This is a genomic window from Sediminibacterium sp. (genome assembly GCF_019264485.1).
Classification (GTDB): domain Bacteria; phylum Bacteroidota; class Bacteroidia; order Chitinophagales; family Chitinophagaceae; genus Sediminibacterium.
Genome location: NZ_JAHVAA010000012.1, coordinates 185,430 through 210,789 on the forward strand (window position 1 = coordinate 185,430; position 25,360 = coordinate 210,789).

The window sequence follows — 25,360 nt, forward strand, 5'->3', positions numbered from 1 at the left end:
ACTAATTTTTACCATGTAAAAAACTGCTAATAATAACTATAGGTACAGGTTCCTTCTTCCCAGTTACCATTGCCATAGTATTCAAATTTTCTGGTGATCGGAAGTGTTGACTGGTTATAGGTATAGGTAAAAAGGTAAGTAGATTCAACACCAGTTTTTTCATTCTTTACCACCCGCTGGCGTGCATTGTTTTTGAAAAAACGCTGTCCAAAAAAATAAGGCACCTGTTTAAAAACATCATCCGGGCTATGGTGCTGATCATAATCTGAATAAGTAATAGATGCTTCTTTTACAGGCTGTCCCGTATTCGGATGAACGGAATAAGATGTTTCTGTTTTCAGGTTACCATCAGGATAATACGTATAAATAAACATGTCGAGAAAATCCTGGTCATTCGGGTTGTTCAGTACATCTGCATAGGTATGTGTTGATGTGAGTATACCCTGGCTATCATACGTAAATCCTTTATGTCTTATTTTAAGACCACCCACATACTGTCCAACTTCTTCCAACTGGTTACCGTTATAGCTATATCGGTATTCTTCACCCTGATCGCTGTTGATTCGTGTAAGCTTTTCCTGTGCATTATATTCGAAGGAATAGGTTACGCTCACAGCAGATGAAGGATCCCATACAGATTTTATTTTGATGAGTTTACCGGTGGAGGAATAATACAATGAATCATACGCACCACTGTCGTAACTTATTTTTGATAGTTTACCTTTTACAGGTTCAACAGGTACCGGAGGCTGGATGATGGTATCTGTTTTTTTTGAACAGGACGTTATGGCTATCATGATCACCAGTACAAAACGTCCATATTTATTCATCAACATAACTTTGTGTTTTAATAATTTGAACACGAAAGTATCTGCACAAACATGCTGTATAAATAGCATATTGATGTGGTTGGTGATAAACGGAAAAATGAGGCAAAAAAAAGTCCCGCCTGTTGTACAAGCGGGACTCGAATATGATTGAAGTTGAAATTATTTCTTCTTCTCGTAACGTTTTTTGAATTTGTCGATACGACCTGCAGTATCTACCAGCATGTTTTTACCGGTATAGAATGGATGTGAAGTATTAGAAATCTCCAGTTTAATTACTGGATATTCTTTACCATCTCCTTCCCAAACGATGGTTTCTTTTGAAGCTGCAGTTGAACGGCTCAGGAATGTGTGACCATTACTCATATCCTTGAACACAACAAAACGATAATTTTCCGGATGGATACCTTGTTTCATAATTATTTGTTTTAGGTGGTACGGATTTGGCCGTACGCTTATTTTTAAGGACTGCAAAAGTAAGCAGGATGCAGGGAATTGCCAAATTAAAGGAGAATTAATAGTCCGGGAGTCGGAAAGACCGAAAGTCCGAAAGATGGTTGAATCGGTGCCTTTTTCTTGCGGAATTTCGTTCTTGCCGGCTTCCGGACTTGCTATCTTTTAGCTCTTCATATTAATAAACTGCAGTGGAATACCCAGTTCTGCGGTCTTACATTTTGCTATAACGTCCTGTAAATCATCGATTTTCTTGGCTGTAACGCGTATGATATCATCCATAATGGCTGCCTGTACCTTAAGACCGCTGTCTTTGATCATTTTCACGATCTTTTTGGCATCATCCTGTTTTAGGCCATTTCTTACGGAAACCTCTTTTTTCACCACTTTACCGCTCGGATAGGCATCTTTGGAGAAATCGAAAGCACTGCCCTCAATCCCCTGTTTAATGGCCCTGCCGATCAGTACATCAATCAACTGCTTCATTTTCATATCGCTTTCTACTTCGAGCGACACGATATAATCCTTTTTATTGAGTTCTACAGACACATGGGAGTCGCGGAAATCGAAACGACCTGCAATCTCTTTTTTAACGGTATTGATGGCATTATCCAGGGTCTGGAGGTCTACTTTACTGGCTATGTCGAAAGAAGGCATGGGATGATTTTTTGTAAAGATAAGCAGGGAAGTCGGAAAGTCCGAAAGACCAAAAGACCGAAAGAAATAGGTTCCTGTACAATCATCTTTCGGACTTGCGGACTTGCCGACTTTCGGTCTCTTCCAAAAAAATAGGCCCCGATAGAAATCGGGGCCGCCTTCTATATAATGCACATGAGAAAAAAACAAAGTTGATGTTGCTAAATTGACTTTATACTGCTACACAGAAATGTCAAAATAGGATGAGCGGAATCATTTCGGGTCAAATGGAAAATCTTGTCTTTATCTCCTGCCCAATTCCGCTCATCGATCGTTGATTTAGTTTCCACCACCTAAATTCACACGATTCTGTTCTTCATTGGCACCACCTCTTTTACGTTGTGCTGCAGTTTTTCCTTTGCTGAAACGATAAGTAAAACTCAGGTTTACTACACGACTGTCTCTGTTCTGACGGATAGTTACATCCACATTCTGGTACTTACTATATCCGTTAAAGATTTGTGTATATAGTACATCTCTTACTACCAGTCTAACCATTCCTTTATTCTTCAATACCTGTTTGGTAAATCCAATATTCAACCCACCCATTGGTTTTGCAACCAATACACCTTCTACTCCTTGTGTGCGATAGAAACCACTTAGTTCAGCACCCCATCCTTTAGGGAAAGTAAACTGGTTAGAGATATTGGTCATAACTGAAGTAGCTCCTACAGAAATTTCTCCGTTGTTTACCATTCCTTTAAAATGATTGTAGAACACATTTACATAAATATTTGTTCTGAACCATTTTGTAACAGGCATACCCAGACTCACTGATGCTCCTAAATTTTGTCTGCGTGCGATATTGCTTTTCTTTACAAAGGAAGAATTGGTACTGTCTATCTGCTCTAATACATCCTGAAGGATATCATTGGTTTTGCTGTAGTTTAATGAGGTATTTAATACGCCTCTGTAAGTATGCACTAATTCAATATTATGACTGAACTGTGGGCGCAGATAAGGGTTACCCACCTGGTAAGTGTATTTATCAAGGAAATAATAGAACGGATTCAGGTCCTGGTAGTTGGGGCGATCGATACGACGGCCATAACTCAATGCAAACTGGTTCTTATCATTCGCTGTATAACCAATATATGCTGTTGGGAATACCTGTGTGTAGTTGCGTTTGAAGACTTCTCCTGTTGTTAACTGGTTACCGGTAATATTGGTATTCTCTGCACGCAGACCCAACTGGGCACTCCATTTTTTTGTAAACTGTTTGTTGAAGTTTACATACGCTGCATTAATATTTTCTTTGTAAAGAAAATGGTTACTACGGGTTGCATCGTTTACAAACTGAGCTCCGTTCCAATTAGCATACTGCGCATCATTATCTGTATTTACATAGCTGGTTTTTAATCCTGCTTCAAATTTTACCTGCCCTTTCATTGACTGAGAATAATCTGCTTTGAAACTATAGATATTAATAGATGCAGGAAGTATACCTCTTAAAATTTCATCAGGCGATTTTACATTACCGTTCTGATCGAAGAATTCATTGCTCAATACCTGCTTATTATTCTGCGAATAGTTTATATAATCTGCATCAATGGTTAATTCCTTACCTGTGCTATCGAATACATGACGCAGGTTAGCATTCACACCTACATTTTTAAATTTCAGGTTTACATCGTTGATTGCCTGTGTGCGTGTTACTACACTGCCTGCAGGATCTTTAATATAAGTTGTATTATCAGTATACTCATCTCCAACACTGTTATAGCCATTTACAACCAGTCCGAGTGTTGTCTTTTTATTCATGAAGTAATCGAAACCTGCTTTGTAATTGTAGCTGTTGAACACACGGTCGTTCTTCGCCAACTGATTGAATGAAGTTAACAGTGCACCTGTACTCTGGTTACGGAAATTTCTGTCGATCTTGATATTGCCAAAGTTTTCGGTGTAGTTATGACTTGCATTGGCAAAAAAGTTGATCTTGTTCTGCCTGTAATTCAGGTTAAAACTATTGTTGGTTTTGGGTAACACCCCTTGTGAAAAACCGGTTGTAACGCTGGCATTATAACCCATGGTTTTTGTTTTCTTGGTTTTGATGTTGATCACACCTGAATTACCAGATGCATCAAAACGTGCAGGCGGATTGGTCATCAGTTCAATAGTTTCGAGGTTTGAGCTCGACATATTTCGTAACATATTGGCCAGGTCCTGTGCACCGAGATACGTAGGTTTACCATCAATTAATACCACCACTCCCTGTTTTCCTTTCAGGCTGATATTACCATCTTTATCTACAGAAATACCAGGTGATTTTTCGAGCACTTCCAGTACAGTGGCACCGGCATTGGTAGGAGAAGCATCTACATTAATGATGGTTCTGTCTAATTTCTGCTCAATCATCGGCTTTTTAGATGTAACTACTACCCCTTCCAGTTCTTTTGAAATATTGGTAAGTGTAATGGGCTGAACGGTATATGACTGACCATTGGCCAGGTCGAATACAGGGCTGTAATATTTATTATACCCCACAGACTGTACAAGTACGAGGTATTTACCCGCTGACAGTTTTTCTACTTCAAACTGACCTGTCTTGTCGGTTACAGCCATTTTAACGATGGCTGAATCTTTTGCACGTAAAATACCCACTGAAGCAGCTTCAACTGGTTTTTGTGAGCCTGCTACGGCACCATTAATTTTTGCAGTCTGTGCCTGAGCTGCTACCGAAACAGAAACCATTGCGATGGCTGCCAGTAAGTTTTTCAAATTTCTCATAAAAAAAGTTTAATATTTTAGTTCTCGTTGTTGCTAATTACAGAACGAAACTATGTACTATGTTTTGCATAGTACATAGTTTTATAATGAACGGTGTTAAACAAGGATGAGTGGCAAACGAGAAAAAACAGGTATCAGGACACAAGAAACAAGGGGGAAAAAAACAAGGGATAGTAATATAATTAATTGATTATCAATTATATTACTATCCCTTGTTCCTGGTATCTTGTAGCTTACAACTTGTCTCTTAGATCTTGAAACCTGGTTTCCCAAACCAGTCTTTTGCCTTGAACATCAATAAGATGCCAGACAGAATCATGACAAAAGAGATCAGTTCAGCCTGTGTAGGCTGGAGGGGAAGGTCTTCGTATTTGGTGTTGACACGGATTTTTTCGATAAAAAAACGTTCCAAGCCGTTTAATATAAGGTAGAGTCCAGAGAGCTGACCGGCTACTTTGAGCTTTTTACGGTATATCCATAAGACTGCAAAGAGTATGAAACAGGCGATGATTTCATATAAGGGAGTAGGATACACTGCCGGAAACAGTTCATTACAATAAGGTCCATCACAACCGGCGATTGGTTTTCCTTCACCAATTACATTATGCGGATAACTATATGCCCATAACCAATCGGGCATCCAGCTAAATGGTTTTGGATGGGTGTTGGGTATACCCCAGTCACCATCTCCACTTATCTGGCAACCGATTCTTCCGAATGCATAAGCAAACATCATGGTTGGTGCCATGGCATCTGCCAGGTGAATGACTGATATTTTTCTTTTTCGCGCATAGTAGATAATGGCAGCTCCGGCGCAGATTAATCCGCCATAAAAAGTAAGACCACTAAAAGAGATCAGAGAACCAATCGGATCCTTTGAAAACTCTTTCCAGTTTTCGAGGTTATGAAAAATTTTGGCGCCGAGAAAACCAAACAATGCTGCATACAATACAATATCTCCTACCCTGTCGTGCGGCCAGATACGGATGGTTCTTTCTTCGGGTTTATCCAGTTTCTGTTTATTCTTCTCCCACCATTTCAAACCGGAAAATATAAAACCCACTAATAGGCCAAAAGGCCAGCTACCATTGGCTGATAAGATAAATGCCTGCGGATCGTTCAAGGCAGCATCAATCACAAATGCGCCGAGTATTTTGAAACCAAATACAAAGCCCAGTAAAAAATTAATCAGTAGTTCTGCCACACTTGCTTTTGCACCTACCAGAATTTTTTCTTCAGTAAAAGTAAACTGTCCGAGGTTTTGCTTCCGCTTTAATTCCAGTGTCAGTATCCATGCGGAAAGAATAAAAGAAAGGGCTACAAAAAAACCAAAACTGTTTACCAGTTTTAATCCTTCCAGTTCAACCCCGAAAATGTCTTTGAAAGCGTAATACAAATTAGGATACATAAAAAGCTCGTCTAAATGTCATTCAATTATTAAGACAGATGCAATGATAGTCAGAAATTATGAAACTGTTTTCTGGTTCCCGGAGAACAAAAAAGGCTCCACCAAAGTGGAGCCGTACTTACTAACCCATCCTTAAACAAAACTATAGTAAAATTAATTGCAATGTTCATCAAAAACAGAAATCAGGTGTTGTGCTATCACCTGAGCTGGGCGGCCTTCGATCTGGTGACGTTCTACCATACTCACCAACTGCCCGTCTTTAAAAAGCGCAATGGCCGGTGATGATGGTGGATAAGGCAATAAATGCTGACGAACCTTATTAATGGCTTCTACATCGAAACCCGCAAAACTGGTGGTCAGGTGGTCTGGACGTTTGCCGGAATTCTGAACAGCCATTAAAACGCCTGGTCTGCAAGTGCCTGCTGCACAACCACATACAGAGTTAATAACCACTAATGTGGTACCTTTCTGCTGTAACATATTATCAACATCGGAAGCAGATAATAACTCCTCAAAACCACTATCTGTCAACTCCGCTTTCATGGGTAATACAATCTCTGCTGGATACATATTCGCTTGTTTTATAATTAAGAACACAAAATTAGGATTAAAAGTTGTAACACTAACTATTAAAATAAAAGACATAATGTCTGTATGAAAAACAAATAAGCGTCATTATGGCGTATTGAACTATGGAATTTAGCCAGAAAAACTGCAAAAAATGCATTGTCAGGGTGATGGTATACCGTTTGAACGGATTAATACGAATTCAATTCAAAAACATAAAAACATCTGATATGACACTCGTAAAACACAACACAGCTCCATTCAACAGTTTGTTCGACGAACTCTTTAACAGTTTTCCTGCTACCTGGGGTAAGGATACCAACCAGGCTTATGCAACTGTTCCTGTAAACATTCATGAAACAGCAGAAGGTTATCACCTCGAACTGAATGCACCGGGCAGAAACAAGGAAGATTTTAAAGTAAACCTGGAAAATGGACTGCTGACCATCAGCTACGAAAAGAAAGAAACAACCGAGCAGAAAGACTACAAAACGATCCGCAGGGAATTTAATTTCCGTTCTTTCAAGCGCAGTTTTTCACTCGATGAAAAAATCAATGCGGATGCTATTCAGGCCCGTTATGAAAATGGTGTACTGAAATTGTACCTGCCCAAAAAAGAAGAAGTAAAAGTATCTCCCAAAGAGATCAGCATTTTATAAGAACAAGTTTTCATATGGTGCCTGTTGAAGGCACACATGCAGTTGGTTTTGGTTTCGCCCCGTGTTTCTACACGGGGCTATTTTTTTTCGTAATATTTCGGCCTTAACTGCGACAAACAGAAAAACTCAATTGATGTTGCTCAGAAAACTGTTCTATAGTTTGTGTACAGTCGCCCTATTCATTCCCCGGTCTTCAGAGGCACAAAAACCACCCGTGAGTTCATTACTCTGGAAAATCAGCGGTAAAGGCTTACAACAACCATCCTACATTTTTGGCACTTTCCATATCATGTGCAAGTCTGATTTTACCATTTCGCCTGCATTGGAAGCAAAAATAAAAACGGCCAAACAGTTTTATGGAGAGCTGGATATGGATGACCCCGGTATGCAGATGACCCTGATGACAAAAATGCGTTTACAGGAAACCAGTCTCGCTAAATTATTGGGTGATGAGGATTATAAAGCCGTGAGCGACAGTTTTAAAAGCATTACGGGAATGCCCTTACAACTCTTTAACCAGTTTAGTCCTTTTATGCCCATGAGCCTGCTCGCTATCAGTAGTATTAAATGTGCCGACAGGATTCAGCCGGAAACCGAGTTTGTAACGATTGCCAAAAATAACCAGTTACCGATACTGGGATTAGAAACGATAGATGATCAGCTAAAAGCCATTAATGCACAACCACTCGACTCTCAGGTACTGGCTTTTAAACAAACAGTATTAAAGTACGATAGTGTACAACAGATGATGGTAAAAATGATACAGGTATATAAGCAGAATAATGCCGAAAAAATTTATCGTTTTATCATGGATAATGGTGGAACAAATGATTTTGAAACAGCCATGCTGGTTGTACGAAATAAAAAATGGATTCCGGTTATTAAAAATGCGGTTATGGATAAACCCAGCTTTTTTGCAGTAGGTGCCGGACACCTGGGTGGTAAACAGGGTGTAATTGCCTTGTTAAAAAAAGAAGGTTATACACTCACACCTGTATTGTACTAATTTAGCCAGATGCCTGCTGAAAAGGAATTCATAGCATTACTGAACGAGCACCAGCGCATTATCCATAAAGTGTGCAACCTGTATATGGATGCACATGCGGATCGTGAAGACCTGTTCCAGGAAATAACCCTGCAGGCCTGGAAAGCTTATGCCGGTTTTAGGGGCGATGCCAAATTCTCTACCTGGCTCTATCGTGTTGCCCTGAATACAGCCATTACTTTTTTCAGGAAAGAGAAAAGAAAACCTGATATCTATTCTACTGAGTCTGTACCTGATTTCGGAACCAGTGAAACATATGATCCGATTGAAGAACAGGTAAAAGCCATGTATACAGCTATTGGCGATCTCTCCAAAATCGACAAAGCCATTGTAATGCTATACCTGGAAGATTATAACTATAATGATATTGGAGACATGATGGGTATTACCGCCAATAATGTGGCAGTAAAAATGAACCGCATCAAAACAAAGCTGAAAGAATCGACACAAAAATATATGACCCCCGCGTAAATGAAGTGTTATGGAACTCGATGAACTAAAATATCAACTCAACCAAAAGCTGGCAACAGATCATGCCAGCCGGACTGATGCAGATATTGCAGCCCTACTGAAAAAGAAAACCAGTTCTGTCATTGGCAAACTGAAACGCAGCCTTGTTGTTGAAATGGTGCTTTGTGTGCTGTTTTCTATTGCCATGCTGTATGTATGTTTTGTTTCAGACTACTGGTCTATTCGTTTATACTTTGGCGTATTTGCCGTACTGATGTTTCTTTTCACTTTTATTTTATATTACCTGTATAAAAGAACACAAAAACTTACCAGCTCTCATCAGCCTGTAAAAGCCAACCTGCAAAGCGCCGTAAGTCTGTTGGAGGAATTTGTAAAAAGGTATTTCCAGTTTACCATGGCCATGCTGCCTGTTTGTTTTGTATTCTCACTCATCTTATCAAGTATGGAACCCATTTCTGTTCCTGAAGTAGATAAGTTTGTGTTGCACTATTTCTCTGCAAGATGGCAGGTACTTACTTTTCTGGGTGTTTATATGATTGTACTGGCCGTAACACTGTATTATTTCACCAAATGGTACCTGAAAAAACTCTATGGAAATTATTTGACGGAGTTGAAGAAATGCATAGAGGAGTTGGGGTGAGAAAACAGAAGAACAGAGAAACAGAGGAATAAGGAACAGAGAAAGTTAATCATCCCTATTTTCTCATTCCTCTGTTTCTCTGTTCGTTATTCTTCTGTTTTTTAGCACTGCAACGGTAAGCCTGCTAATACAAACCAACCTCTCCCTCTCATCATAAATTTTAATCTCCCACACCTGTGAGCTGGCACCTATATGTACGGGTTTGGCGATGCCTGTTACCAGTCCTTCTCTTACACTACGCAGGTGGTTGGCATTGATTTCCTGTCCAACACAAATCATTTTTTCAGGGTCAACCGTCAAGGCTGCACCTACACTGCCAAGTGTTTCAGCCAGTGCAACAGAAGCACCACCGTGTAATAATCCATAAGGTTGTTTGGTGCGGTGATCTACGGGCATGGTGGCTTTCAGGTAATCATCACCCAGTTCTGTAAAAATCATACCCAGGTGCTCACCCATGGTATTTTTACCCAATGGCTGTATATCAGCAATCGTTAATGCTTTATGAAACCAGATCGACATGGTGAGTCATTATTTTTTGATGGAACGTATTACGGCTTCCGGTAAAAAAGGAGAAGCATCTCCGCCATTTTTTATGATATCACGAACAATGGTAGACGCCACCGATGTATATTTTGGTTCACCGGTGAGAAAAATGGTTTCTATATTTTTATCCAGTGTACGATTGGCATCGGCAATGGTTTTTTCATACTCAAAATCGCTCACATAGCGAATACCGCGAAGTATAAACTGCGCCCCTATTTCTTTACAGTAATGAATCGTTAATCCCTCGTAGACCACACTTTTTACCTTGGGTTCATCTTTATAAATTTCTTTGAACCATTCCATCCGCTGTTCCGGACTAAACATCGGCGATTTGGCCGAATTGATTCCAATACCCACATAAATCTGGTCGAACAATGGCAGTGCCCGATTAATAATATCGGTATGCCCCAAGGTAACGGGATCGAATGTGCCAGGGAATAAACAGATACGCATGGTAATGGTTTATAACCACGAAGAAAGGGAAGAAAACAGAGAAAGCAAAAAAATAAGAAATAGGAAATAAGGAATAAGTAATGAGAAAGTGTATATCATACTTCCTGATTCCTTATTTCTTTTTCCATATTTCTCTGTTTTATTCTCCTGCAAGCAGGTACAACACCGCCATCCGCACCGCTACCCCATTTTCTACCTGGTTAAGTACAATGGAGAATGGCCCGTCGGCTACATCGCTGTCAAGTTCTACGCCTCGGTTAATCGGTCCGGGGTGCATGATTACTATTTCTTTACCCAGGCTTTCGAGTAAACGTCTGTTAATGCCGTAAGCCAGGTTATATTCACGAAGAGAGGAAAATAGAGGCTGGTTCTGTCTTTCCAACTGTATCCGCAGTACGTTGGCCACATCACACCATTGCAGGGCTTTCTTGAGGTTATACTCCACACGTACATCCAGCGCTTCTTCAATATACTTGGGAATAAGTGTGGGCGGACCTGCAATAGTAACTTCCGCTCCCATTTTACGGAGCAGGTACATATTGCTGAGTGCCACACGGCTGTGCATGATATCGCCGATGATGGCTACTTTCAGCCCCTCCAGCTTACCCAGTTTCTCTTTCATTGAAAAAGCGTCAAGCAAAGCCTGTGTGGGGTGCTCATTGATACCATCACCTGCATTTACAATGGCTGCAGGAATATGTTTGGCGAGGAAATGCGGTGCGCCGGAAGCACTGTGACGCATAACCACCATATCCACTTTCATACTGAGGATATTATTAACGGTATCGAGCAGGGTCTCACCTTTAGCGGCCGAAGATGTGGTGGCAGCAAAATTCAATACATCGGCCGACAAACGCCGTTCTGCCAGCTCAAATGACATCCGGGTACGGGTTGAATTTTCATAAAACAGGTTCACAATGGTGATATCGCGCAGCGATGGCACTTTTTTAACCGGTCTTTGTAAAACTTCCTTGAACTGTTCGGCTGTAGTAAGAATTAACTGAATATCATCTCGGGTGAGATCTTTAATACCAAGGAGATGTTTGGTAGAGAGTTTCATTAAAAATCAAAGTTAGGAAAAAAAGAAACAAGAAATGAAGGAACAAGGGGCAAGGAACAAGAATCAAGAAAAAAGTTGAGGGATTAGCTTCGTTTGAGCAGAATGGCAGACAGTATTTTAGTCAGTTGAATGGATTGGTTTATCAGACGGTTTCGTTCTGAAATTAAATGATCATCTGCTGGGATCAAAAGTAATTTTAGCCAAAAAACAGACTCTTTTGCTTCCCTTCGTGCTATTTTAAGTTTCATATTTTCATCCGCTTTGCCCAAGGGATCAGACGCCTCGATATAATTGGCCCCAATTGATGCAGATGATCGTAATAGTTGTTTTACATATTCGTGATTGATCCATTCTTTGCCTGCTATGGCACATAGATTGCGCACATCCATAGCAAACTGATAAAAGCGTTTTTGCAGTTCTTCTGACATGTTCCGAAACTAAAAGAAAGAGACATCGTTTCCCATAAAAAATACATAGATAAATACCTGCGAGACCCCGTAATTTTAATAGAAGAAAGGCTAAAAACAGGCGACGGAGGAACAAGAATTAAGATTCAAGATTCGATTTCCCTATCTCTTGATCCTTGACTCTTGTCTGTTGAATCCTAAATCAACACCACTTCATCCACTTCGTCCCTTTCCTTCCAGCAAACTTTTACTTTTTGGGAGATGATGGTATCGATGGTTTTGCCGGTGAAATCGGGCTGTATAGGTAGTTCGCGGCTGAAACGGCGGTCAATAAGTACGCAGAGCGATACTTTGGAAGGGCGGCCAAATGCCAGTAAAGCATCGAGTGCCGCGCGTATGGTTCTGCCGGTATACAATACATCATCAATCAGTATCACATGCTGGTTCTCCAGACTGAAAGGAATATCGGTACTATTAGCAATATGCAGGCTCTTACGCACATCATCACGGTAGAAAGTGATGTCCAGCTTGCCATATACTACTTTACCACCCGGTACCAGTGATTGTAATTCAGTTACAATACGATCGCTCAGAAAAATACCGCGGGGTTGCAGGCCAATAACCACGGTGTCTTGCAGCGATGCATTGTTTTCCAGTATCTGATGGGCCAGTCTTTTTACCGTTAATGCCAGTTGCTGACCAGATAATATCGTCTTCAAGCCAATTTTTTATTAAAAATAATCGCTTTCATTGATACCACACGTGAATTATTCCGAAACAGGTGCGTTAATTTGCCGTCTATGTTCCGTCTTCGGCAGTTATCTATGGTACAGTTCCGCAATTATGAAAGTCAGCATGTTGACTTTGGAGAAAGAATTGTGGGCATCTGCGGCTCCAATGGTGTAGGTAAAACCAATTTACTGGATGCCATTTATTACCTGAGTTTCTCCAAGAGCTATTTTGCCCGTACAGATGCCCAAAGCGTTCATCACGGCAGTTTGGGTATGCGTTTACAGGGACATTACCATATTAATGAGGAAGATAAGAGTGTAACACTGATTGTTCGGGAAACAGGAAAAAAAGAATTACAACTCGATGGGGAGCTTTATAAGAAATTCTCAGACCATATTGGAAAATTTCCTGTGGTAATGATTGCCCCTGATGATGTGGCGCTGATCAGCGGCCCCGGAGAAGAAAGAAGAAAATTCCTGGATACGGTTTTGTCGCAGATCGATCCACATTACCTGCAACAACTGATCGATTACAATAAAATCCTCCAGCAAAGAAACAGCCTGCTGAAACAGGCGGCTGACAGTGGAATGATGGATGAAACGCTGCTCAATATTCTGAACGAACAATTAAGTACAACGGGCACTATCATTTTTAATACCCGTAAAAGTTTCCTGCAAAATTTTCTGCCACTGGCTTTCAGTATTTATGAACGTATTGCCCGTAGTAATGATGGCATTTATTTATCGTATCAAAGCCCTTTATTACAAACAGATTTCCCTACCCTCTTGCAACAAAACCGGTTAAAAGATTTTGCCCTGCAAAGAACCAGTTCAGGTATTCACCGCGATGATATTATACTGCAAATGGGTGACCAATTATTTAAAACAGAAGCTTCACAGGGGCAAAGAAAAAGTTTACTCTTCGCACTCAAACTCGCCGAATGGCAGGTTTTAAAAGAAAAGAAAGGGTTTACACCCATCCTTTTACTCGATGATGTATTTGAAAAATTAGATGATGCAAGGATGTTGCAGTTGCTGCATTGGGTTTGCGCAGAAAGTGATGGCCAGGTATTTATTACAGACACACATCCGGAGAGATTGAAGCAGCAGTTAGATGCTATTGGAACGGCTTTTCAGATGATTCAATTGAATCATTAATTTTAAATAAGCTGTCGTTTTGAATTGTAAGAAACCACAGAGTTACACGGAGTATGACACAGAGTTTCACGGAGGATTAATAAACAACTCGTTTGATGCCGTTCTTTAGTGAGTTGACATGAAAGTTAATCAACAAGCCAACTTTACAATTACTGAGTTTTAAATAGGTAATCATTTGAGCAATATGAACGTCTGTAAAAGTTTCCACCGCTTTCACTTCAATAACTATAGATCTTTCTACAAGAATGTCTATCCGATAACCTGTTTCAAGTTTTACCTCTTTGTATATAAGGGGCATTGGCACTTGCCTTTCTACAATAAATCCTGTTGTGAGTAACTCGTAATATAAGCAGGCTTCATAGGCAGATTCAAGTAAGCCCGGTCCAAGGTTACTATGTACTAAATAAGCCGCTTTTAATATCTGGCTGGTAATTATACTTTGTTGCATTTTACTTTTTCAACAAATCTATAACAAGTCCCTACGGTACAACCGATGTGCCATAGGCGTTCTAATATCCATCCAGCTACTAAACAACCCTCAGTGTAACTCCGTGCCATACTCCGTGTAACTCTGTGGTAAAAAAGACTTCGGCATATACATGATTATTTAAAAACTGAGATGCTGAAACAACTCTCTGTAAGCAAGTCTTACCTTTTTTGTACTTTTGACGCATGTCTGAATTCCATATCGGCGACGCTATCAGGGGCTTTTTGCACAAGAGTCATTTAAAGAACGGTATTCGTGCGGTTCAGATTGAAGAGATATGGGAACAACTGATGGGAAAAACCATTGCGCGTTATACAGATAAAATACAGATCATTAACCAGAAATTATTCATCACCACCAGCGTTGGCCCTTTAAAGAATGAACTACTCTACCAGAAAACCCAGATTATTGAAAGGGTGAATGAGGCGTTTGGAGAGAAAGTGATTAGTGAAGTGGTGATACAGTAGTCAGTAGTCAGTAGTCAGTAGTCAGTAAGGAAAACTCGCCTGTTCTTTTGGTTATTGTGCTATCTGCTTTTTTCACCTTTCACGTCTCACTTTTCACGTTTCACGTTTCCGTATTCTCGGATCAACTACGCCATAGAGAAGATCGGCTATCATATTAACGAAGATGAAAAAAGTGGCGGTAATGAGTACACTACCCATCACTACGGGGAAATCGAGTTTTTCGAGGGCATCTACGGTTATTTTTCCGATTCCCTTCCAGCCAAAAATATATTCCACAAAAAAAGCACCCGCCAATAATTCTGCAAACCATCCGGTGATTGCTGTGACAACAGGATTTAATGCATTACGCAATGCATGTTTCACCACAATGGTTCTTTTACTCAGTCCCTTTGCTCTGGCAGTGCGTATATAGTCCTGGTTCAACACATCAAGCATCGCAGTTCTTGTTAACTGTGTAATAATGGCGAGTGGACGTATACCAAGTGTAATGGCCGGGAGTATCAGGTTCTTTAATTGCAAAGACCTGCCTTTGAATGGATCAATATCATATAAACTACCTGTCATTTCCAGACCTGTATAATGACTCAGTACAAAACCAAATAAATAAGCCAGTACAATACCCATAAAAAAAGAGGGTGCTGAAATACCGAGTACGCTGGCAAATACAGAGCCGGTATCCATCCAGGTATCTTTTTTTATTGCAGCTATTACACCAAGTGTTATACCAATAACTGTAGCAAATAACATGGCTGCCAGTGCCAGTACCAGTGTTCCCGGCAGGGCTTCGGCTAATACAGCAGCTACTTCTTTTTTGGTTTGATAAGACCGGCGCAGATAAGGTACTTTGATGGCAAATTTGGTATCGCCCCCTATAAAAACACCTTTGAGTTCCTTTCTTTCAATTTCTTCTTTTGCGTGAATACTGAGTGGAGAAACATCATTCAGGTAATACAAAAACTGTTTCCACTTTGGCTGATCCAGCGCCAGCTCCTTTCTTATATTCTGGATGGTAGCACTGTCGCCGGTTTGTCCTAATACAAGTCGCGCAGGATCACCAAATCCCTGGAACAGAAAAAATACAATCACCACTACCCCTGCCAGTACAAGCAACCCATACAGGAGTTTTTTGGTGAGGTATTGTAGCATCTGTTTTTCTTAAGGAATTAAAGCATCTGCATTAGCCAGCGATAATTTATTGGTTACACGTGCACCCTGCATCAGAAAGAAAGTCGGATTTACACGTGCAGCCGTTTTTATAACGGTAGCATCGCAGCGAATGATGGTTGTTCCGGGAAACAAGGTCACCGCTTTTTCTGTATCGGCAGTAACAATGGCTACGGCAATATTTTTAGCAGCCCATTTTTCTTTCAGTGTTGCCAGTTGCGCTGACCAGTCTGTTGCATTACTCATATCTTTTGCAAATACCAGTACATATGGATTTGTATTGTTGAAAACAGCAGCCGTAGTATCGGCACCAGAGATGTTTTGTAAAGTGAAGTCAACAATTTTTGCAGCAAGTCCGTTGCCCTTTTTAACCAGTTTGTCTTTCCTGTCTATATATTCATAAGTAGAATCAAAATCGGCAGGGAATGATGACTGGTCGAAGAAAATATCTTTCCCGTTTTTTTTATACTGGAACACGATGGCGAAACTATCTGGAATGGCCCCAGCTGGTGTTTTCATTTGTTCGGTAATATCATTCCCTTTTTTATATGGTAAGCAATCTACCAGTGGCAGGTATTTGAGAACATACCATTGTAAACCTGCTGTTGCAAACAAGCTCAGTATTACATATATCACTGCACCCGATTCGCTCATCATTGATGGCACTTTACGGTTGGTAAAGAGTAAAATGAGGATGAGGAACAAAAGAAGAATATCTTTCCCGAACGACATGGCAGGGGTTAAAGGAAGACAATCACCAAAACAGCCACAGGTTTTAATTTTACCCGAGAATAATGCATAGGCAGTAAGAAAAGTAAAGAAGACAATCAGCAACAATAACATCCAGCTTACACTTCGTTTACGCCATCCAACAATAACAGCCACACCTGCCACTACTTCCAGTACATTCATCACCAGTGAAAACAAGAGTGTATAATCATTCAGGAAATGCCAGCCCCATACTTCAAAGAACTCCTGCATTTTATAGCTGAGTCCTAAAGGATCATTGGCTTTAATGAGTCCTGAGAAAATAAACAACAGACCTACAAACCAACGGATAAGTGTGATGATTGTCCTCATAAATCAATGTTTTCCTTCTTCTATTAAGATCAATGCAAAAACTGCATAATTAATAATGTCTACATAGTTGGCATCAATCCCTTCACTGATCAGGGTTTTACCATCGTTTTCCAGTATCTGGCGTATGCGTAATAATTTCACCAGTATAAGGTCGGCAAAACTTTCCTGGCTCATTTCACGCCATGCTTCACCATAGTCGTGGTTTTTATCGAGCATAGTGTTTTTGGCAAATGCCACATAATGATGATATAATTCATCTACTTTTTCTACCGGCATTTCTTCTACCTGTGGGTTACCCAGCTTGAGTTGTATCAGCCCGATAACGGCATAATTGATGATGCCTTTGAATTCTGAAGGAATATCATCCCCTACTTTCTGCGTTTTCAGGTCTTGTATGGTGCGTATGCGGAGGGCTTTGATAAATATCTGGTCAACTACCGAAATGGTCCTGAGCACGCGCCAGGCCGTTCCATAGTCTTTTGTCTTTTTGATGAATATATCCCTGCAACTTCCAATGGCTGCATCATATTGCTGATTCGTTGTACTCATTTTTCCGAAACCGTTAAGGGCTTTGACAATATCTTTGATCTGTGGATGCAATATAAATGAAACCCGCAATGTTTACACTGAACTGCAAAGGAAGATTACTCACAATTGACCAGCCCATCGTAATGGGCATCATAAATACCACACCTGATTCATTTTATGAAAACAGCAGGATAAACCATGTTGATGCGGCTTTAACACAGGCCGAAAAAATGATCAGTGAAGGGGCGGTTATCCTAGATATTGGTGCGCAAAGCACCAGACCGGGTAGCGAAATAGTGGGGCCTGAAGAAGAAATAAGGCGTCTGGGCAATATCATTGAAGCCATTGCCAAAAAATTTCCGGATACTTTTCTTTCGGTAGACACTTATTACAGCGAAGTTGCCAAAGCTGCTGCAAATATGGGTGTATCGATCATTAATGATATCAGTGGCGGACATTTCGATCCACAAATGCTTGACACAGTGGCACAGTTAAAAATGCCCTATGTATGCATGCATGTTGAGGGCAATGCGGCAACCATGCATAAAGTGCCGGTGTATACTGACGTGGTGATTGAGGTGATGGATTATTTTATTCAAAGGATGAAAGCATGCCGGGCTGCAGGCATTACTGATATGATACTGGATCCCGGTTTTGGTTTTAGTAAAACAGCGGAACAGAATTTTCAACTGATCCGCTCCACTTCCAGTTTTGTAGCATTGGGTAAACCTCTACTTATCGGGGTTTCAAGAAAGTCCACTATTTATAAAACACTGGGTATTACTGCACAGGAAGCACTAAATGGCACAACCGTATTACATACCGCTGCTCTCCTGGGCGGCGCACATATTGTAAGGGTACACGATGTAAAAGAAGCCATGGAAGCCATTCGACTTACCCGTTACCTGATGCCATAAAAAAAGCGTCCCAATATAAATCGGGACGCTCTCTGTACAAAATGTACCATTATTTTTACTGACGGGGCATTTGCTGTGGCATCTGCATTTCAGGAGTAGCAGGTTTAGGTGCCGCTTTTACCACGTCTACTACTTCAATATCAAACGCAAGGTTTGAGAATGGAGGAATAACCGGCGCTGAACCCTGGATGCCATAGGCCAGCATCGCAGGTATAATCAAACGGCCTTTTCCACCTTTACCAAATAAACGCAGACCTTCATCCCAACCAGGCATTACTGCACCTGTTCCTACTTCAACATTAATAGGCTGTGCATTGGGGTCCATATTGGTTTCAAATACTTTACCATCATTGGTTTTGCCGATGAAATAGCCTTTATAACGTACCACAGCCGCCCAGCCTGAATCGGCTTTCTGACCAGTGCCCGCATTCTGAACTTCTACCTGTAAACCAGATGCTGTTGACTGTACAGTCAGGTTCTTTTTCTTGGCGTATTCTTTTACGGCGTTGATTTCTTTTTGTTTTTCAACAGCGATCTCTTTTTCGTAATCAACTTTTACCTCATCCTGTGAGTTAAATACTTTCAGGATTTCAAAACGGCCATTGATCAGGTCGCCTTTTTTAAACATGTCGTTGTAATCCATCACCTGCATACTTTTCAGGGTATCGATCGACAATACGAAATCTACCTTATCACCTGCACCACAAAGTGTAATGATCTCTGTAAATGTATGTTTACCCAGACGGGCAGTATCAACAGGGAAATAAACGGGTATATTATCGAAAGATGACTGCAGTACAGTATCTTTTGATTTGAGTTTGTACTCAATATGCATTTTTACAAACTGACCATGTTTCAGTTTTTCTTTGCTCGTCCCGCTGATCTTGTAAGTCATACCGGAAGGTGCTTTTTCATATTGGTTACAGCTTGCAAGCAATACGATCGCCAGTAACAGCGAGGTGGTTGTTCTCATCATTGTTTTATTGTAGTTGATTGTGATAGTTTTTGATAATTTCTTTAAATCGTTTGACGGTTGTTTCAAGGTTATCGCTGCTTCTTCCTCCTGCTGCGTTTTTATGCCCACCTCCTTCAAAATGTTCACGGGCAAAGGTATTCACATCAAAATCGCCCTTGCTTCTGAAACTCCATTTTCTTTCCTCATCCCTGTCTATTACAATGGCACCCAGTTTTATACCCTGAATAGTGAGCAGGTAATTTACCAATCCTTCCGTATCTCCGGTTTTGATATCAAACTTCTGGAGATCAGCTTTTGTAATATACATCAGGCTGGTATTGTATTCATATAATACTTCCATTCTGTTGAGCAGGGCATGACCAATAAATCGTAACCTGTTTTCCAGAAAACTGTCGTAAATATAATCGTGTACTTTGGTATGGTTCAATCCCAGGTCTTTCAGGTGTGCCGCCATTCTATGAACAGAGGCTTTGGTGGCCGGGAAACGGAAAGAGCCGGTATCGGTCATTAAACCGGTATATAAACACTCCGCCATGTCTACATTGAGCATATCTGCATAACCCGATGCCATGATAAAATCGTACACCATTTCGCAGGTGGAACTTTTAGAAGTATCACTTGCTCCATAATTAAATGCTTCTTTCTGAGGCTGCTGGTGATGGTCGATCAATACCTTGGTACAATCGGCTTTCGTTAATACCTGCTCCATGTGTTTGGTACGGTGAAGCACATTAAAATCGAGACAGAATATCACTTCTGCGGCATTTACGAGGTCGGACGAAGCATGGGGTTGCTGTTCAAAATCTACTACTTTATCAACTCCGGGCATCCAGTTCAGGAATGAGGCCCAGTTGGTAGGCGAAATAACGGTTGCCTCATGTCCCAGGGCTTTCAGGAAATGGTATAAACCGAGCGCAGAACCCATGGCATCGCCATCAGGCTTCTGGTGCATGGTGATTACTGCTTTGAAAGGCTTGCTCAGGGAAGGGGAAAATAAATCGATCGACTGCATAGCTTGGCGGCAAAATTGCGGTTTCCGGACTGTTTCGGCAAATCAATTTAGCCCCATTTAACAAATTTCCTGCGAATATGTCCAGAAAAAGGCTTGCTTTCTCGTACTTTTGCGGCCGAAATAGATAAAGCAAGTATATTATGAGCAACAGAACATTTACCATGATTAAACCGGATGCTACCGCTAAAGGATATACCGGAGCCATCCTGGATCAGATCATCAAAGCCGGATTTAGTGTAAAAGCAATGAAATGGACCCGTCTCACGCCCGAGCAGGCAGGTTTATTCTATGATATTCACCGTGAGCGCCCTTTCTTTGGTGAGCTGGTTGAATTTATGAGCAGTGGTCCGATTGTAGCGGCCATCCTCGAGAAAGAAAATGCAGTAGCCGATTTCCGTAAGCTGATTGGTGCTACCAATCCTGCTCAGGCAGAAGAAGGAACCATCCGCAAACAATTTGCAGCATCAGTAGGTGAAAATGCAGTACATGGTAGTGATAGTGATGAAAATGCAGCGATTGAAGGAGATTTTTTCTTTTCTAAATTAGAAAGATTCTAATTAATCAACCTTTTTATAGCAAAAAGCCATCCGCCTCAAACGGATGGCTTTTTTTTTCCTGCGGTTCACCTCTGCGTTCTCTCGTTCTCTGCGGTCCCTTCCTTCGTCAGGGTGACGTCAGGAACCCCACCGCAGAGAACGAGAGGAAACAGCGTTTACGCAGAGACATTACGAAAATATGCACTCTTCCATTTCATTGGAAAATTGTAATTTTATACATAATAATATAGTATATGTTGATAGAAAGAACGTCAAGTGAAGTTATTATTCGTTTACCGGCTTCGGTTGAAGCTACCGGATTACAGCGTCTTATCGATTATCTTACTTATAAAGAAGCGGTGTCTGCTTCCAAAGCAACACAAGATCAAGTTGATCAACTTTCAGATGATGTAAAAAAAGGTTGGTGGAAAAAGAACAAAAAGCGATTTATTAAGTGAGGAAAATAGTCGTTGATACGAATATCATTTTCTCATGTCTGCTTAATTCCAATGGAACCATTGGAGATCTTATTTTTAATTCAGATACTGTTTTTGAGTTTTACAGTAATCAATACATGCGTCATGAAATTCGAAAACACTGGAACAAACTTAAAAAGATTTCAAAATTATCAGACGCGGCTCTCGAAATCAGTTATGAAAGAATGTTGCATCAGATTACATTCATAAATGAATAACTCATACCAGAAAAGGACTGGCTTAAAGCAGAGCAAATAGCTGATGATATTGACATAGACGATACTGACTTTATAGCGCTTACAAGGTATTTAAAGGCTAGTTTATGGACAGGCGATAAGGTTTTATATCAGGGATTAAAAGATAAAAAGTTCCGATCTGTTATTCAAACATCAGATTTATTTAAACTAAGAACACGTTTATCTAAATTTTAGACACTATCTTAAAAACTGCGGCTAACCCCAGCGCCCCCATGTTCCCTGCGGTGAACATTCGAGTAAGCTCACCGCAGAGAACGAGAGGAAACAGCGTTTACGCAGAGGTAGAGAATGAAAAAGCCACCCGAATACCGGATGGCCTTTCTGCTTAATAACTAACGCCCTGCCTATTACTTCATTTTTCTATCTACATACGCTATAGCCAATTCCTAACCTATTACAACTCTTCCGGACTTTCCGACTTCCGGACACCGGACTTCCCTCTATTTCTTTTTCTGTGAGAACAACCACTTTAATAACCCCGGCTCTGCAAATGTGGGGTCCCAGCTATTGTGGTTGGCATTGGGGAATAATTTGAATTGAACATTAGCCTTTGCCTTTTGCAAAGCAGCATACATCTGTTCTGAATAAACCGGTAGCACTACATCATCCTTCCCACCATGAAATATCCACCACTTGGTTTTTACCAATTGAGGAGCAGTTGCCGGATGCGCGCCTCCACAAATAGGAATGGCCGCTGCAAACAAACCGGGCATTCTCCGCACCAGTTCAAATGTGCCCATGCCACCCATTGATAAACCCATGATATACACCTGGTCCATTTTAACAGGATAGCGTTCGAGTAAATTACCTACCAGTCCCTGCAACATTTTCATCGATTGCGATGGTTCTCCTACCGGTACAAAATAAAAAGTTCGTTTTCCTGTTTTACTGCCTGTTGTTACCGCCTGAACATTACTCCAGTAACTGTTAGCAGCACATTGCGGAAAAACCACAATGGCCGGATAATTTTTACGGATACTATCCTGTAAAAACATTCTGGCACCATGTGTCAGTTGCTTTTCATTATCGGTTCCACTCTCTCCTCTCCCATGCAGGAATAATACAAGCGGATATTTTTTTGCAGGATCATAGTTCTCCGGCAACAACACCCGGAAAGGCATGGTATCGCCACTTTGCATGATCCACTGTTTTTCGAACAGGCTCAAATCCTGGGCCTTCACCAATACATTGGTCAATAATAAAAACAGAATAACTAAACTGATCTTTTGCATGATAACTGTTTATTTCAGGTATGGACTTTCAAAACCCAATTTTTTCAAACCGGTCTGTATTTCGGGGCAACTCATGAATAGTTTCCATAATAAACCACTGCGATAGTTTTCCATCATCACTACAATCGGTCCCTGGTCAATGGCGAGATAACGTGGCAGGTACCAGTTTTCGGTTTCACTGAATGCATCGTAAAAACCAAAAGGTCCCCATAGCTTGTCTTTTTTATTGAGGTACCAGTTTTTCATGGCAGCCATTGATTCTTTGGGTGTATAGGGAAATGATGACAATGCCGCCGTGGGTGAAATCACACCGATATCTCTTTTCATACCCGGTGCATGACCTGCATATCCTTTTATGGAGTAACTGGATGTAAGCCCCCAGCTATCAGGTCCATATCCTTTGAATTTTTTAGGGTTATCTACACACCAGCGATAATGAATTAATGCATGATTGGTATTCTCTTTTCCATAATCAGCATATTTGTCTTTCAGTCCACGGGGATCAAGTCCCAGGTATGAGTAATGCGCCCAAAACAATGGGCCAGACTCTGTAGCATCGCCCTGGTGGTGCATTTGTAGTTTGATATCGCCATAACCGGAAGGATTCTGATTAATGGCTCCATTCTGCGCCCATCCTTCATGGTATACTTCTGCAGGTACTCCATGTGTAGGTGATGAAGCCGCGAGTATGTACATGATCAGACATTCATTGTAACCCCTCACCGGAAAATTCATTCTCCATGCATGATTAGGGCTCCAGTGCCAGTACAGTACATTTTTCTCATTTCTGTACCAGTTAAAATCTACTTCTTTCCAGAGTTTGTCTATTCTTGCTGCGAGTGCTTTCTCATCTGTTGTACCCTGCTGAAAATACTGACGCACACATAAAAGTCCCTGTATCATAAATGAACTTTCAACAAGATCGCCACCATCATCGTAACGACTAAATGGCTGTACCTTACCTGTTTCACCGTTCCACCAATGTGGCCATACGCCATGAAAGCGATCGGCTTTTTCGAGGAAGCCTACAATTTTTTCCAGTCTTTGTCTTCCTTCCTCTCTGGTAATAAATTTTCTTTCTATTCCTACCAGAATAGCCATCACCCCAAAACCACCGCCGCCACTGGTTACAATATGTTTATCATTTTGAGGATACACATTATCGTTATGGTAACGCTCACGGGCCAATCCGCTGTTGGGTTCTGCACCGTCCCAGAAATACTGAAATGTGGCGCGTTCTACTTCCGTAAATATTTTTTCCTCCTCGGCAGATGCAAAAGCTACTGTGCCGCTACCTGCAGAAACTTTTTGTTGCGCCGATGGTTTACAGGATACAAAAAAAAGGAGCATACAAGTCACAAGTGACAAGGATACAAGATTGCGATTGTTTAAACGCATAAATTGGATTTTTGTGAGGCAATAAAATATGGGCAGATCGTAACACTGGTTACAACCTGCCCAATTCTTTATATCAGCTTACTTATTCGCCTTACCTAAGTTGAACAGCGATTTTATCTGTGCATCGGGTAATGCACGGTTATAAATTCTTACTTCATCAATCTGTCCGGTCATAGGTGCAAATGAAACATCTGTGCTCACAGTTTTTCCGGGGATGCCGTTGTAGTTCGAGCCAAAGATCAACTCACTGGGTTCATAAGCATTAAACAGGTTATTACCCACACCCCTGTTCGGAAAACCGCCCACTTTTATACCATCGGCCCAGATGTCGAATACACCGGTATTGGTTTCATAAGTCAACAGAATGTGGGTCCATTTATCCATACCAATGGTAGGAGATAAATTATTGTTCAGGTTATCCTGTGTTCCACCCCCTACTGTCATGAATGTAGGTTGTATGCGCAACGTAGTGGTATTGGTAGCAGGGAATGAATTGGTATTCAATGCAAAATTGATATTACCATTGAAGATACCCGGACGTGCCAGTTGAAACAACATGGTTCTTTTAGATCCATTGTTCAGAATTTTAACCCAGGTACTGATGGTAAAACTTTTCAGTGCTGCAGTTTTAAAAGCCTGAAACTGTGTAGCGTAATACAGGTATCCTGCTGCCAGGTTCAACGCTTTTCCCCGAACACCGCCGGTTACATAAGTATCGTTGGCTGATGCAGTGGGTGCCGTTGCACTTTTCAGTTCATTTTTGGTATCATCAAAGCTCCAGTATGCGATAAGGTTATCGGGATATACTTCATCGGAACTTTTATACCCATCGATGGTACCCTCATAAGTGGCCGTGCTTACAGCAGGCAGGTTGTTGGGATTACCATCTTTTTTACAGGAAACAGCTGCGAGTGCGATAGACGCTATCACCAGTGTTCTGCTGATTTTATATGATGTTGACAATAACATGATGTAATTTTTTTAA

The 25,360-nt window shown here is 40.9% G+C and carries 29 protein-coding genes and 1 pseudogene; 10 read left to right on the plus strand and 20 right to left on the minus strand.

Features of this window, described 5'->3' with window-relative positions:
* Nucleotides 1–26: 26 nt before the first annotated feature.
* The 6 genes from KXJ59_RS10435 to KXJ59_RS10460 all read right to left on the minus strand — a co-directional run bounded on the left by KXJ59_RS10435 (nt 27) and on the right by KXJ59_RS10460 (nt 6,681).
* Nucleotides 27–836, minus strand: coding sequence for a hypothetical protein (locus KXJ59_RS10435; RefSeq protein ID WP_295204275.1), 810 nt, complete (start codon nt 834–836; stop codon nt 27–29).
* 153 nt (nt 837–989) lie between these two features.
* Nucleotides 990–1,244, minus strand: coding sequence for a type B 50S ribosomal protein L31 (locus tag KXJ59_RS10440; protein ID WP_295204279.1), 255 nt, complete (start codon nt 1,242–1,244; stop codon nt 990–992).
* 201 nt (nt 1,245–1,445) lie between these two features.
* Nucleotides 1,446–1,937 carry a YajQ family cyclic di-GMP-binding protein gene (locus KXJ59_RS10445; RefSeq protein WP_295204284.1) on the minus strand — a complete coding sequence of 164 codons (492 nt, stop codon included), beginning with the start codon at nt 1,935–1,937 and terminating at the stop codon, nt 1,446–1,448.
* A gap of 318 nt (nt 1,938–2,255) precedes the next feature.
* Complete coding sequence (locus KXJ59_RS10450; RefSeq protein ID WP_295204287.1) at nt 2,256–4,703, minus strand: TonB dependent receptor; 2,448 nt, start codon at nt 4,701–4,703, stop codon at nt 2,256–2,258.
* 247 nt (nt 4,704–4,950) lie between these two features.
* Nucleotides 4,951–6,111, minus strand: coding sequence for a prolipoprotein diacylglyceryl transferase family protein (locus KXJ59_RS10455; protein ID WP_295204292.1), 1,161 nt, complete (start codon nt 6,109–6,111; stop codon nt 4,951–4,953).
* A gap of 153 nt (nt 6,112–6,264) precedes the next feature.
* Nucleotides 6,265–6,681: a BrxA/BrxB family bacilliredoxin gene (locus tag KXJ59_RS10460; protein ID WP_295204294.1), complete on the minus strand. Its 417-nt coding sequence runs from the start codon at nt 6,679–6,681 to the stop codon at nt 6,265–6,267.
* Between the two features lie 227 nt (nt 6,682–6,908).
* Here KXJ59_RS10460 and KXJ59_RS10465 point away from each other — a divergent pair, with 227 nt between their 5' ends.
* The 4 genes from KXJ59_RS10465 to KXJ59_RS10480 all read left to right on the plus strand — a co-directional run bounded on the left by KXJ59_RS10465 (nt 6,909) and on the right by KXJ59_RS10480 (nt 9,493).
* Nucleotides 6,909–7,337, plus strand: coding sequence for an Hsp20/alpha crystallin family protein (locus KXJ59_RS10465; protein ID WP_295204296.1), 429 nt, complete (start codon nt 6,909–6,911; stop codon nt 7,335–7,337).
* A gap of 214 nt (nt 7,338–7,551) precedes the next feature.
* Nucleotides 7,552–8,343 (plus strand): TraB/GumN family protein, encoded by a 792-nt coding sequence (locus tag KXJ59_RS10470; protein ID WP_295204298.1) that lies wholly within the window; start codon nt 7,552–7,554, stop codon nt 8,341–8,343.
* Nucleotides 8,344–8,352: 9 nt separating this feature from the next.
* On the plus strand, nt 8,353–8,853 hold the full coding sequence (locus tag KXJ59_RS10475; protein WP_295204299.1) for an RNA polymerase sigma factor: 501 nt from the start codon (nt 8,353–8,355) through the stop codon (nt 8,851–8,853).
* A 10-nt stretch (nt 8,854–8,863) separates the two neighbouring features.
* Complete coding sequence (locus tag KXJ59_RS10480) at nt 8,864–9,493, plus strand: hypothetical protein (protein WP_295204302.1); 630 nt, start codon at nt 8,864–8,866, stop codon at nt 9,491–9,493.
* Between the two features lie 63 nt (nt 9,494–9,556).
* Here KXJ59_RS10480 and KXJ59_RS10485 read toward each other — a convergent pair whose 3' ends face one another.
* The 5 genes from KXJ59_RS10485 to pyrR all read right to left on the minus strand — a co-directional run bounded on the left by KXJ59_RS10485 (nt 9,557) and on the right by pyrR (nt 12,675).
* Nucleotides 9,557–10,012, minus strand: a complete 456-nt coding sequence (locus KXJ59_RS10485) for a hotdog fold thioesterase (RefSeq protein WP_295204305.1) — start codon at nt 10,010–10,012, stop codon at nt 9,557–9,559.
* Nucleotides 10,013–10,021: 9 nt separating this feature from the next.
* Nucleotides 10,022–10,489, minus strand: coding sequence for a pantetheine-phosphate adenylyltransferase (coaD, locus tag KXJ59_RS10490; protein ID WP_295204306.1), 468 nt, complete (start codon nt 10,487–10,489; stop codon nt 10,022–10,024).
* Nucleotides 10,490–10,628: 139 nt separating this feature from the next.
* Complete coding sequence (locus KXJ59_RS10495; protein WP_295204315.1) at nt 10,629–11,549, minus strand: aspartate carbamoyltransferase catalytic subunit; 921 nt, start codon at nt 11,547–11,549, stop codon at nt 10,629–10,631.
* Nucleotides 11,550–11,632: 83 nt separating this feature from the next.
* On the minus strand, nt 11,633–11,977 hold the full coding sequence (locus KXJ59_RS10500) for a four helix bundle protein (RefSeq protein ID WP_295204318.1): 345 nt from the start codon (nt 11,975–11,977) through the stop codon (nt 11,633–11,635).
* Nucleotides 11,978–12,153: 176 nt separating this feature from the next.
* Nucleotides 12,154–12,675, minus strand: coding sequence for a bifunctional pyr operon transcriptional regulator/uracil phosphoribosyltransferase PyrR (pyrR, locus tag KXJ59_RS10505; RefSeq protein ID WP_295204320.1), 522 nt, complete (start codon nt 12,673–12,675; stop codon nt 12,154–12,156).
* 81 nt (nt 12,676–12,756) lie between these two features.
* Here pyrR and recF point away from each other — a divergent pair, with 81 nt between their 5' ends.
* Nucleotides 12,757–13,845, plus strand: coding sequence for a DNA replication and repair protein RecF (recF, locus tag KXJ59_RS10510; protein ID WP_295204323.1), 1,089 nt, complete (start codon nt 12,757–12,759; stop codon nt 13,843–13,845).
* Nucleotides 13,846–13,921: 76 nt separating this feature from the next.
* Here the strand turns inward: recF and KXJ59_RS10515 are convergent, their stop codons facing one another.
* Nucleotides 13,922–14,293, minus strand: coding sequence for a GxxExxY protein (locus tag KXJ59_RS10515; protein ID WP_295204325.1), 372 nt, complete (start codon nt 14,291–14,293; stop codon nt 13,922–13,924).
* Between the two features lie 224 nt (nt 14,294–14,517).
* Here KXJ59_RS10515 and KXJ59_RS10520 point away from each other — a divergent pair, with 224 nt between their 5' ends.
* A complete protein-coding gene (locus KXJ59_RS10520; RefSeq protein WP_295204327.1) occupies nt 14,518–14,799 on the plus strand; it encodes a DUF721 domain-containing protein in 282 nt (93 codons plus the stop codon).
* A 93-nt stretch (nt 14,800–14,892) separates the two neighbouring features.
* Here the strand turns inward: KXJ59_RS10520 and KXJ59_RS10525 are convergent, their stop codons facing one another.
* Genes KXJ59_RS10525 through KXJ59_RS10535 form a run of 3 tightly spaced genes read right to left on the minus strand, consistent with a single transcriptional unit; the run spans nt 14,893 to nt 17,592 of the window.
* Nucleotides 14,893–15,945, minus strand: coding sequence for an ABC transporter permease (locus KXJ59_RS10525; RefSeq protein WP_295204329.1), 1,053 nt, complete (start codon nt 15,943–15,945; stop codon nt 14,893–14,895).
* A 9-nt stretch (nt 15,946–15,954) separates the two neighbouring features.
* Nucleotides 15,955–17,043 carry a BT_3928 family protein gene (locus KXJ59_RS10530; RefSeq protein ID WP_295204333.1) on the minus strand — a complete coding sequence of 363 codons (1,089 nt, stop codon included), beginning with the start codon at nt 17,041–17,043 and terminating at the stop codon, nt 15,955–15,957.
* 3 nt (nt 17,044–17,046) lie between these two features.
* Nucleotides 17,047–17,592, minus strand: coding sequence for a DUF1599 domain-containing protein (locus KXJ59_RS10535; RefSeq protein ID WP_295204335.1), 546 nt, complete (start codon nt 17,590–17,592; stop codon nt 17,047–17,049).
* Nucleotides 17,593–17,660: 68 nt separating this feature from the next.
* On the opposite strand from KXJ59_RS10535, the gene folP reads away from it, so the two are divergent.
* On the plus strand, nt 17,661–18,488 hold the full coding sequence (folP, locus tag KXJ59_RS10540) for a dihydropteroate synthase (protein ID WP_295204338.1): 828 nt from the start codon (nt 17,661–17,663) through the stop codon (nt 18,486–18,488).
* Nucleotides 18,489–18,543: 55 nt separating this feature from the next.
* On the opposite strand, the gene KXJ59_RS10545 is transcribed toward folP, so the two are convergent.
* Nucleotides 18,544–19,461, minus strand: coding sequence for an FKBP-type peptidyl-prolyl cis-trans isomerase (locus tag KXJ59_RS10545; protein WP_295204341.1), 918 nt, complete (start codon nt 19,459–19,461; stop codon nt 18,544–18,546).
* A gap of 7 nt (nt 19,462–19,468) precedes the next feature.
* Nucleotides 19,469–20,476 carry a bifunctional oligoribonuclease/PAP phosphatase NrnA gene (locus KXJ59_RS10550; protein WP_295204348.1) on the minus strand — a complete coding sequence of 336 codons (1,008 nt, stop codon included), beginning with the start codon at nt 20,474–20,476 and terminating at the stop codon, nt 19,469–19,471.
* A 137-nt stretch (nt 20,477–20,613) separates the two neighbouring features.
* Between KXJ59_RS10550 and KXJ59_RS10555 the strand changes: the two genes are divergently transcribed.
* The 3 genes and pseudogenes from KXJ59_RS10555 (at nt 20,614) to KXJ59_RS16015 (ending at nt 21,919) form a co-directional block, all read left to right on the plus strand.
* Complete coding sequence (locus KXJ59_RS10555; RefSeq protein ID WP_363266010.1) at nt 20,614–21,033, plus strand: nucleoside-diphosphate kinase; 420 nt, start codon at nt 20,614–20,616, stop codon at nt 21,031–21,033.
* Nucleotides 21,034–21,266: 233 nt separating this feature from the next.
* On the plus strand, nt 21,267–21,470 hold the full coding sequence (locus KXJ59_RS10560) for a hypothetical protein (RefSeq protein ID WP_295204353.1): 204 nt from the start codon (nt 21,267–21,269) through the stop codon (nt 21,468–21,470).
* Nucleotides 21,467–21,919, plus strand: a pseudogene (locus KXJ59_RS16015) (PIN domain-containing protein). The gene KXJ59_RS10560 and the pseudogene KXJ59_RS16015 overlap by 4 nt, the downstream one beginning before the upstream one ends.
* 266 nt (nt 21,920–22,185) lie before the next feature.
* Here the strand turns inward: KXJ59_RS16015 and KXJ59_RS10565 are convergent.
* From KXJ59_RS10565 to KXJ59_RS10575, 3 genes are all read right to left on the minus strand, one after another.
* Nucleotides 22,186–22,977 (minus strand): prolyl oligopeptidase family serine peptidase, encoded by a 792-nt coding sequence (locus tag KXJ59_RS10565; RefSeq protein WP_295204354.1) that lies wholly within the window; start codon nt 22,975–22,977, stop codon nt 22,186–22,188.
* Between the two features lie 9 nt (nt 22,978–22,986).
* Entirely contained in the window at nt 22,987–24,375 is a 1,389-nt protein-coding gene (locus KXJ59_RS10570) for a glucoamylase family protein (RefSeq protein WP_295204357.1), read from the minus strand.
* Between the two features lie 78 nt (nt 24,376–24,453).
* Nucleotides 24,454–25,344, minus strand: coding sequence for a LamG domain-containing protein (locus KXJ59_RS10575; protein ID WP_295204360.1), 891 nt, complete (start codon nt 25,342–25,344; stop codon nt 24,454–24,456).
* Nucleotides 25,345–25,360 lie beyond the last annotated feature (16 nt).